Source organism: Corynebacterium pseudodiphtheriticum DSM 44287 (assembly GCF_000688415.1).
In the GTDB taxonomy this organism is placed as follows: domain Bacteria; phylum Actinomycetota; class Actinomycetes; order Mycobacteriales; family Mycobacteriaceae; genus Corynebacterium; species Corynebacterium pseudodiphtheriticum.
In genome coordinates this window covers 64,808-72,178 of the sequence record NZ_JIAH01000001.1, presented here as the reverse complement: position 1 = coordinate 72,178, position 7,371 = coordinate 64,808, and the positions used below count along the sequence as shown (strand labels likewise).

8 protein-coding genes, 1 tRNA gene and 1 pseudogene are annotated in these 7,371 nt (G+C 52.4%); 7 read left to right on the top strand and 3 right to left on the bottom strand.

Going from position 1 to position 7,371, the window contains the following annotated elements:
* Positions 1 to 223: pseudogene (locus tag O146_RS12785) on the top strand (IS481 family transposase); the annotation flags it as partial.
* Between the two features lie 72 nt (positions 224 to 295).
* On the opposite strand, the gene O146_RS0100325 reads toward O146_RS12785, so the two are convergent.
* A tRNA-Leu gene (locus O146_RS0100325) sits at positions 296 to 381 on the bottom strand.
* Positions 382 to 651: 270 nt separating this feature from the next.
* Here O146_RS0100325 and O146_RS0100320 point away from each other — a divergent pair.
* Together O146_RS0100320 and O146_RS0100315 are read left to right on the top strand one after the other, a co-directional pair.
* Positions 652 to 1,191: a YbhB/YbcL family Raf kinase inhibitor-like protein gene (locus O146_RS0100320; protein ID WP_021353918.1), complete on the top strand. Its 540-nt coding sequence runs from the start codon at positions 652 to 654 to the stop codon at positions 1,189 to 1,191.
* A 23-nt stretch (positions 1,192 to 1,214) separates the two neighbouring features.
* The gene (locus O146_RS0100315; RefSeq protein ID WP_027017365.1) at positions 1,215 to 1,631 is read left to right on the top strand and encodes a hypothetical protein; all 417 of its coding nucleotides are present in this window, start codon (positions 1,215 to 1,217) and stop codon (positions 1,629 to 1,631) included.
* Here O146_RS0100315 and O146_RS0100310 read toward each other — a convergent pair.
* Together O146_RS0100310 and O146_RS10490 are read right to left on the bottom strand one after the other, a co-directional pair.
* Complete coding sequence (locus O146_RS0100310) at positions 1,628 to 2,803, bottom strand: quinone-dependent dihydroorotate dehydrogenase (RefSeq protein WP_155896207.1); 1,176 nt, start codon at positions 2,801 to 2,803, stop codon at positions 1,628 to 1,630. The genes O146_RS0100315 and O146_RS0100310 overlap by 4 nt on opposite strands.
* A gap of 2 nt (positions 2,804 to 2,805) precedes the next feature.
* Positions 2,806 to 3,900 (bottom strand): hypothetical protein, encoded by a 1,095-nt coding sequence (locus O146_RS10490; protein WP_152514662.1) that lies wholly within the window; start codon positions 3,898 to 3,900, stop codon positions 2,806 to 2,808.
* A 161-nt stretch (positions 3,901 to 4,061) separates the two neighbouring features.
* Here O146_RS10490 and O146_RS0100300 point away from each other — a divergent pair, with 161 nt between their 5' ends.
* From O146_RS0100300 to hisG, 4 genes are read left to right on the top strand one after another with little or no spacing between them, the layout of a single operon-like run.
* The gene (locus tag O146_RS0100300; RefSeq protein ID WP_027017363.1) at positions 4,062 to 4,889 is read left to right on the top strand and encodes an undecaprenyl-diphosphate phosphatase; all 828 of its coding nucleotides are present in this window, start codon (positions 4,062 to 4,064) and stop codon (positions 4,887 to 4,889) included.
* Between the two features lie 21 nt (positions 4,890 to 4,910).
* Positions 4,911 to 6,164, top strand: a complete 1,254-nt coding sequence (mshC, locus tag O146_RS0100295) for a cysteine--1-D-myo-inosityl 2-amino-2-deoxy-alpha-D-glucopyranoside ligase (RefSeq protein ID WP_027017362.1) — start codon at positions 4,911 to 4,913, stop codon at positions 6,162 to 6,164.
* Positions 6,165 to 6,182: 18 nt separating this feature from the next.
* Positions 6,183 to 6,455, top strand: coding sequence for a phosphoribosyl-ATP diphosphatase (locus O146_RS0100290; RefSeq protein WP_208853932.1), 273 nt, complete (start codon positions 6,183 to 6,185; stop codon positions 6,453 to 6,455).
* A 24-nt stretch (positions 6,456 to 6,479) separates the two neighbouring features.
* Positions 6,480 to 7,325: an ATP phosphoribosyltransferase gene (gene hisG, locus O146_RS0100285; RefSeq protein ID WP_027017360.1), complete on the top strand. Its 846-nt coding sequence runs from the start codon at positions 6,480 to 6,482 to the stop codon at positions 7,323 to 7,325.
* Positions 7,326 to 7,371 lie beyond the last annotated feature (46 nt).

Genomic DNA, 7,371 nt, shown 5'->3' with positions numbered 1-7,371 from the left:
CCTACGGCGAGACAAAGTCGACAACGACGGAAAAGTAACCCTTCGCTGGGCCGGCAACATGCGCAAACTCTACGTCGGAAGAAAACACCGCACCAAAGAAATCATGCTCATCTGCATCAACAACGACATCACCGCCATTAACCCCCACACAGGCGAAATCTGGGGCCGATACCACTTAGACAAAACCAAAAAATACCACCGCAACCAACTCGGTGAAATCTAGAAAACGAACCCCCAAAACGAAGAAAATCTCGAGACACCGAAATAGGAACGATGTCTCGAGACTTCACAAGTGTGCCCGGAGCGGGACTTGAACCCGCACGTCCGTTAATAGGACACTGACACCTCAAGCCAGCGCGTCTGCCATTCCGCCACCCGGGCAGGGTGCAGTAAAAACTCGAGAAATTGAACTTCCAGTTGAAGCTTCAAAAGAAGTCAATATTTTCCCGATTTTTAACTCGGCAACGTTGACTTACTATAGTCATCCGGACAAACAAGCGCAAATAGGCAGGTTAAACCTACTAAATCACTGTTTATTTCTGGTCTGGATTCCGAAAAGGCGCTTGTGTCTGGCAGTGACTCACCCCGTTAGGTGCATGGCGGTTAGCCACCCCACAGAGATTTCTGCTGCATTCAGGTACAAATAGTGTCATGACCGATTACGCAAACGATTCCCGTTTTCCTGGACCTGACCCTTACGCACCGTTGAATGATCTTCCTTCATTCACCCTTACTTCCACTGATCTTGTCGACGGTGACGAGATTCCCGAGAAGTTTCGTGCGCCCAGCAGCGAATCACCGCAACTTGCATGGTCTAATCTGCCGGAAGGTACCAAATCATTGGCAGTTACCTGCTTTGATCCTGACGCACCGACTGCGTCCGGTTTTTGGCACTGGGCTGCATTCAACATTCCTGTTGACGTCAACGAGCTCCCAACCAATGCTGGGGCCGCGGAAGGTTTGGGGATTGCTGGTGTACAGTCGCTGATCAATGATTCTGGCGAGCGCACTCACTTCGGTGCACAGCCCCCAGAAGGCCACGGACCACACCGTTACCTCTACGCAGTACACGCGGTAGACACTGAAGAGCTAGACATCCCTGATGATGCAACACCTACCGTGCTGGGCTTCAATCTGCATTTCCATGCAATTGGGCGCGCAATCTTGTGGGGCTGGGCCGAAACTAAGTAAGAAGGGCACTATGCTGTTGATCTATGGCAGCAAAAAACTCTTCTTCAAAAGAATCTCACTCCGCTAAACGCGAAGTTACAGTGCCGCTGGCTTTAAGAGCTGGCGGCGCTTTTATTGCGTTGGCGGTGGCACTGGCGATCTTCGGTATCACCGCCTGGTTATCTGATGGTTGGGCAGTGCCATTCGCCATCACCCCCGCATTTTTAGGAATCTGTGTGGCGGCAGTATTATTTGGCGCTTTTGCCACTGTTAACCGCGCACAAAAGCCTAGTGTGGCTCAGGTCGTCGCACTGTCCATTGCGGTCGCATTCATTGTTGTCAGCCAATTCCTGCCCAAAACACCGCTTGGTTTCATGGGGCAGCATTGGCTGTTCATGTATGCGATATTATGTGTCATTTGTGCACTGGTTTTAAGGCGTTCAGTCATGCCGAAAATTTAGTTTTCCCGCCACTCCAAACCAGATCCTACAGCCGCAGAGATATTGTCCAGTCCATGTGCCTCAAGCTGATTTAGCAACCCCCGGTGGATACTGGTAATCCAGCCCGGTCCACCATAAATCAAGCCAGTGTACCCTTGCAGAAGTGTCGCGCCCGCGGTAATCCGCTCCCAAGCTTGCTGTGGCGTGGTAATACCACCAACCGAAATCAACACCAACTTGTCACCAACGCGGTTATGCAGCCTGTGTAAGATCTCTAACGATCGCTGCGCGACAGGCGGACCAGATATGCCTCCTGCTCCTGCAGCCTCGACCTCAGAAGCTGGCGTCTGTAAACCTGCACGCGAGATTGTGGTATTCGTGGCAATGATCCCTGCCAGCCCAAGTTCCACCGCGAGATCCGCACAGGCATCGACATCAGCATTAGAAAGATCCGGTGCAATCTTTAACAACACCGGGCTGGTACATACCTCTTGTACAGCTTGCAATATCGGGCGCAGTGATTCCACGGCCTGCAGATCGCGCAGTCCAGGGGTGTTCGGCGAAGAGACATTAACCACTAAATAATCTGCCGCTGATCCAAGCACAGAAGCAGACCGTCTGTAGTCGTCGGCCGCATATTCAACGGGAGTTGTCTTCGTTTTTCCGATATTGATACCGATGATGCCGCGCTGTGCAGCATCTCCGCTAGTGATGTGCCCGCGGAGATTCTGTGCTGCCTGGGCTGCGCCGTCATTATTAAAGCCCATACGGTTCAGAATTGCACGATCTTTTTTCAGGCGGAATAAGCGCGGCTGTGGGTTTCCTGGTTGCGCGTCAGCGGTGACAGTTCCTAGTTCCGCGTAACCGAAGCCGATAGCCGACCAAGCTTTAGCAGCTCGCGCATTCTTATCAAACCCGGCTGCCAATCCGAGAGGACGTGGGAATCGCACACCGAACACTTCCTGAGCCAGTCGGGGATCATTAGTGCTCAGTACCGTTGCTAGCGCTTTTCGAAGCAGCCGGGAAGAATTCACTAAAGCCATCACGCTATCAGCGCCGTGGTGTACGCGCTCCGGATCGAGGCGAAACATCACGCGCAATGCCGCGCTATAAGCCTTGTTGTACGCGGTCGATCGGAAACTCGTGACCCCGGATCGCATGGTTTTCTGCACTTGCCGAAACTCTGGTGCCATGATTATCCGTTCTCCTCGGGTTGTTCGGAAAGTTCTGAATTAGATAATTCCGGGTCAGTTATTACCTGAATACCGTGACCTGTTGCGGAGGCGAGCACGACCGTTCCATCATCAGCTACCACCAGCGACTGAGCATCGGGAATGGTCTTAAGCTGCCCTGTTTGCTGTGGGACACCACTAGAAATGCGGAAAGCTGTCAACAGATTTTCTTTTGTCGATGCCGTCCAAGCGACATCCCGTTTACTATCCCAGGCAACAGCCCACGGACCTGCAGGTGCTGGAACCGTCTGATGCAAACGGATGACGTCCAACGCAGTATAGACAGCTAGCTGTTCACCACGTGCGTCGGTGGCTAAAACAAGCCCCTCATCACCCACAGCAATTTCGCCGACTCCCAGTCCTACGCGCAAGGTTCCACCGCCGCGTTCATTGCGCCAGTCCAAGTTTTGAATGGTCGTGTCCTCACGCCAGGTGCGCACTAGCTGCTCGCCGTGCGATTTCGATTCCACATGTACTAACTGATCAGTCGGAGCAGCCGCAGTAAACCTGCTGATGACCTCTCCAGTTGGGGCCACCATTGCCACTTCTGCTGACTTTTCAGATGCGACCACTAGATCACCATTATTCATGCGGGTTGCAGCAGTAATTGGAAAATCAACCTTCGGGGTAATCCTCTCTGCTTTCGCCGCGCCAGCTGGAATAACTTGCAGAGAGTCACCACAGGCGAGGATAAAATGCTGCTCAGTAGCGGTCAGTTCACCGCATTCTGCAGCGATATCGATGACGCTGCCAGCGTCGGCAAGCTCATCAACAGTGCCCAGCCACAGAGAATCAGGCATGCGCAGGGCCAAATTTTTGCCCGTAACAGCCATGTCAGAAACCTCGCTGAACTCTGGCCGTGCAATCAGCTCGCCAACAAGCCCTGAAGCGTCTACCTGAGTCGAACTTGGGACCGGGGTAGCGTTTCCCATTTCTGGAACGTCTGCACCCGGTATCGCCGGATTGTCCGCGCAAGCAGCCAAAGCGGCACCGGTTACGAAAACAAGGGCAGGAATTGCGTATGGACGAAAATGCGTCGACCGAAATCGAATATTCACAACTACATAGCTTATCAGTGCAGGCTAGCGCCGCCGAACGCTACAACAAGCACGTAATGCTTGCCTATGGGTATATTCTAGTAGCCGTGATTACGACCGATTTAACCTCCGGTACCACAAGCTACGCCGCGGAAGTCACAGCGAGTGCAGATGCGTTGGACATGACGTGGATACAAGTGATCGTATTATCCATCGTTCAAGGTTTAACTGAGTTTCTTCCGGTTTCTTCGTCAGGGCACCTCCGGATTTTTTCTGAGTTCTTCTGGGATGCAGATGCCGGAGCGTCGTTTACCGCGGTAATTCAGCTCGGCACAGAGATTGCCGTGGTGATATTTTTCTGGCGCGAAATTGTGCAGATTGTGCGCGGTTGGTTACGCGGGCTCATGGACAAAAACTCGCGCGGTGCCGACTGGAAAATGGGCTGGATGATCATCGTGGGCTCTATCCCGATCGGCGTAATTGGGTTTTTAGCAAAAGATTTCATCCGAGACTCCCTACGCAACCTGTGGATTACTGCAGCCGTGCTGATTTTGTTTTCCTTTGTTTTCATCGCCGCAGAGCGCTGGGGGAAAAAGACTCGTGAGAGCGGTGAGCTGAATTTCCGTGATGCCATCATCATGGGACTGGCACAATGCTTGGCGCTGATTCCCGGGGTGTCGCGTTCCGGTGGCACGATTTCGGCCGGCTTATTCTTAAACCTTGACCGAGAAGTGGCAACCCGTTTCAGCTTTCTACTGGCAATTCCGGCGGTGATGGCATCCGGGTTGTTTTCGCTTCCCGACGCCTTCGGTCCAGCTTCTGGGCAGGCTGCAAGTGCTGCGCAGCTAGCCGTAGGTACGTTAGTAGCGGGCTTGGTCGGTTATGCAGCGATTGCTTGGTTGCTGAAGTTCGTTGCTAATCATTCCTTTGCCTGGTTTGCGGCCTACCGAATCCCCCTCGGACTGCTGGTCATGCTGCTATTGGGGCTTGGAGTTCTACAACCAGTCTAAATGTCGTTACAGTAAGACATTATGAAATCTTGGCCTTCTCCAGTTGTCCCCACCATTCCAGCGCGCCACGGTAACCCAGTGCCTTTGCGGCTTTATGACACCGCTGATCAACGTATCCGCGAAGTCAGCTTTCAGAACCCAGAGGGCCCCGCGGGCATGTACGTCTGCGGGATCACTCCATATGATTCGACGCACCTGGGACACGCGGCCACCTATTTGACGTTTGACCTCGTGTATCGCGCACTATTGGACAATGGGCGCTCGGTACATTTTGTACAAAACGTCACGGACGTCGATGATCCTCTATTTGAGCGTGCCGAACGCGACAACCAGGACTGGCGCGAACTGGGTACAGAGCAAACCGATTTATTCCGCTCTGATATGGAGCAACTAGGAGTTATCCCACCGCAGCATTTCATGTCGGTATCAGAAACCGTCGATGAAATCATAGATATTGTGGGGAGTTTATTAGACCAGGGCAAAGCTTATATCCTAGATGGTGAATATCCCGACATCTACGCCCCGATTACCGCAACCAAACAGTTTGGCTATGAATCAAACTTCACACGCGAAGAAATGCTAGAAGTCTTCGCAGAACGTGGCGGTGATCCTGAACGCCCAGGAAAACATGATGAGCTGGACGCTCTGATTTGGAAAGCAGAGCGGAAAGGCGAGCCGGCATGGGAGGCACCGTTTGGCCGTGGGCGACCGGGGTGGCATATCGAATGTGCAGCTATCGCTGCTAATCGTCTAGGCGCACGCTTTGATATCCAGGGTGGCGGATCGGATTTAGTTTTCCCACACCATGAATTTTCTGCAGCCCACATCGAAGCAGCTTATGAGGTTGATCGCATGGCTGGGCATTATGTTCATGCGGGAATGATCGGTCTAGATGGCACCAAGATGTCGAAATCCCTAGGTAACCTAGTCTTCATCCACAAACTGACCGCCAATGGACACGAACCGTCGGCAATCCGCTTAGGCGTTTATTCCCAACATTACCGAAGCGACCGTGATTGGTCCGAGGAGCTTTTGGTTGAAAGTGAACAACGGCTTGCCCTTTGGCGAGCGGCTCTGCAACAGCCTGGCAGCCTGGGGAAGGCGGAAGAATTGGTGCGCAGCATCCGTGAATACATCGCCGATGACTTAGATTCACCAGGAGCTTTGCAGGCTGTTGATACCTGGGCGAAACACCCACGCGGCGAGAATGATCCGGAGGCCGCTGCACTCGTCGTATGCGCACTAGATTCACTGTTTGGAATTTCTCTCCAGTGACCAAGGTTATGCCCTAGAATGGCGGTCGTGAAGAATTTTGACGAGTTGCATGCAGAATTAACCCAGAAAGTACAGCAGCGCCCCGAAAACTCGGGAACTGTGCAAGCCTTAGATGCGGGTGTGCATCACATCGGCAAAAAAATCATTGAAGAGGCCGGGGAAGTTTGGATCGCTGCGGAATACCAATCGGATGAGGAACTCTCTGAAGAAATTTCGCAGTTACTGTATTGGACCCAGGTCATGATGGTGGCCCGTGGCCTTAATCCAAATGACATTTACCGTTATCTCTAGACAACCGCTAAGCCAGGTATTTTTATGATTAAAATTGCCATCCCTAACAAGGGCTCACTCTCTGAAACCGCGCAGTCCATTCTCAAAGAAGCAGGGTATAAAACTCGCGGTTATAGCAAAGCACTGGCGGTTGCTGATACTGAGCATGACATTGAGTTTTTCTTTCTCCGGCCGAAAGACATCCCCATTTATGTGGCAAATGGCCAACTCGATCTCGGTATCACTGGCCGTGATCTCGCAGTAGATTCTCGAGCAGCCGTAGACGAAGTATTGCCACTGGGCTTCGGCGACTCACGCTTCTTTTTCGCAGCTCCGGCTGACGAGCATTGGGAGGTGGAGCAACTAGCGGGTAAACGAATTGCGACTTCGTACCCAAACTTGGTTCGCGACTATCTCGCGAAACGTGATATTTCCGCAGAAGTTATCCGCCTCGACGGAGCAGTAGAAATCTCCATTAAGCTCGGCGTAGCTGATGCTATCGCCGATGTTGTATCGACTGGCAATACCTTGCGCCAACAGGGGCTGCAAGCTTTCGGTGAGCCGATCATTGAATCCGAAGCAGTAGTGATTTCCCGTCGCGGGACCAGGGTCAGTGATGAGCAGCAAATCTTGCTCTCTCGCATTCAGGGAATTTTACACGCACAAAACTACGTGATGATCGACTACAACATTTGCCGGGAAAACCTAGATGCAGCCGCCAAGTTCACTCCGGGTCTAACCGGACCAACGGTGTCGCCATTGGCCCGCGATAATTGGGTAGCAGTACGTGCACTCGTCCCTCGAAAAGAAGCCAACAATCTCATGGATAAACTCTCCGCTGTTGGCGCAGAGGCCATTTTGGCTTCTGATCTTCGCATAGCCCGTATGTAGTAATCCAGGTATTCTGGAAAATGGAAACGATTAACGACCTCACGGT

Excerpts from the sequence above, each read along its gene's own strand:
- O146_RS0100310 (WP_155896207.1), bottom strand. The coding sequence starts at position 2,803 with ATGGCACCAGAGTTTCGGCAAGTGCAGAAAACCATGCGATCCGGGGTC.
- mshC (WP_027017362.1), top strand. The coding sequence starts at position 4,911 with ATGAAATCTTGGCCTTCTCCAGTTGTCCCCACCATTCCAGCGCGCCAC.
- O146_RS0100320 (WP_021353918.1), top strand. The coding sequence starts at position 652 with ATGACCGATTACGCAAACGATTCCCGTTTTCCTGGACCTGACCCTTAC.
- O146_RS0100300 (WP_027017363.1), top strand. The coding sequence starts at position 4,062 with ATGACGTGGATACAAGTGATCGTATTATCCATCGTTCAAGGTTTAACT.
- O146_RS0100290 (WP_208853932.1), top strand. The coding sequence starts at position 6,183 with ATGGCGGTCGTGAAGAATTTTGACGAGTTGCATGCAGAATTAACCCAG.
- O146_RS0100315 (WP_027017365.1), top strand. The coding sequence starts at position 1,215 with ATGGCAGCAAAAAACTCTTCTTCAAAAGAATCTCACTCCGCTAAACGC.
- hisG (WP_027017360.1), top strand. The coding sequence starts at position 6,480 with ATGATTAAAATTGCCATCCCTAACAAGGGCTCACTCTCTGAAACCGCG.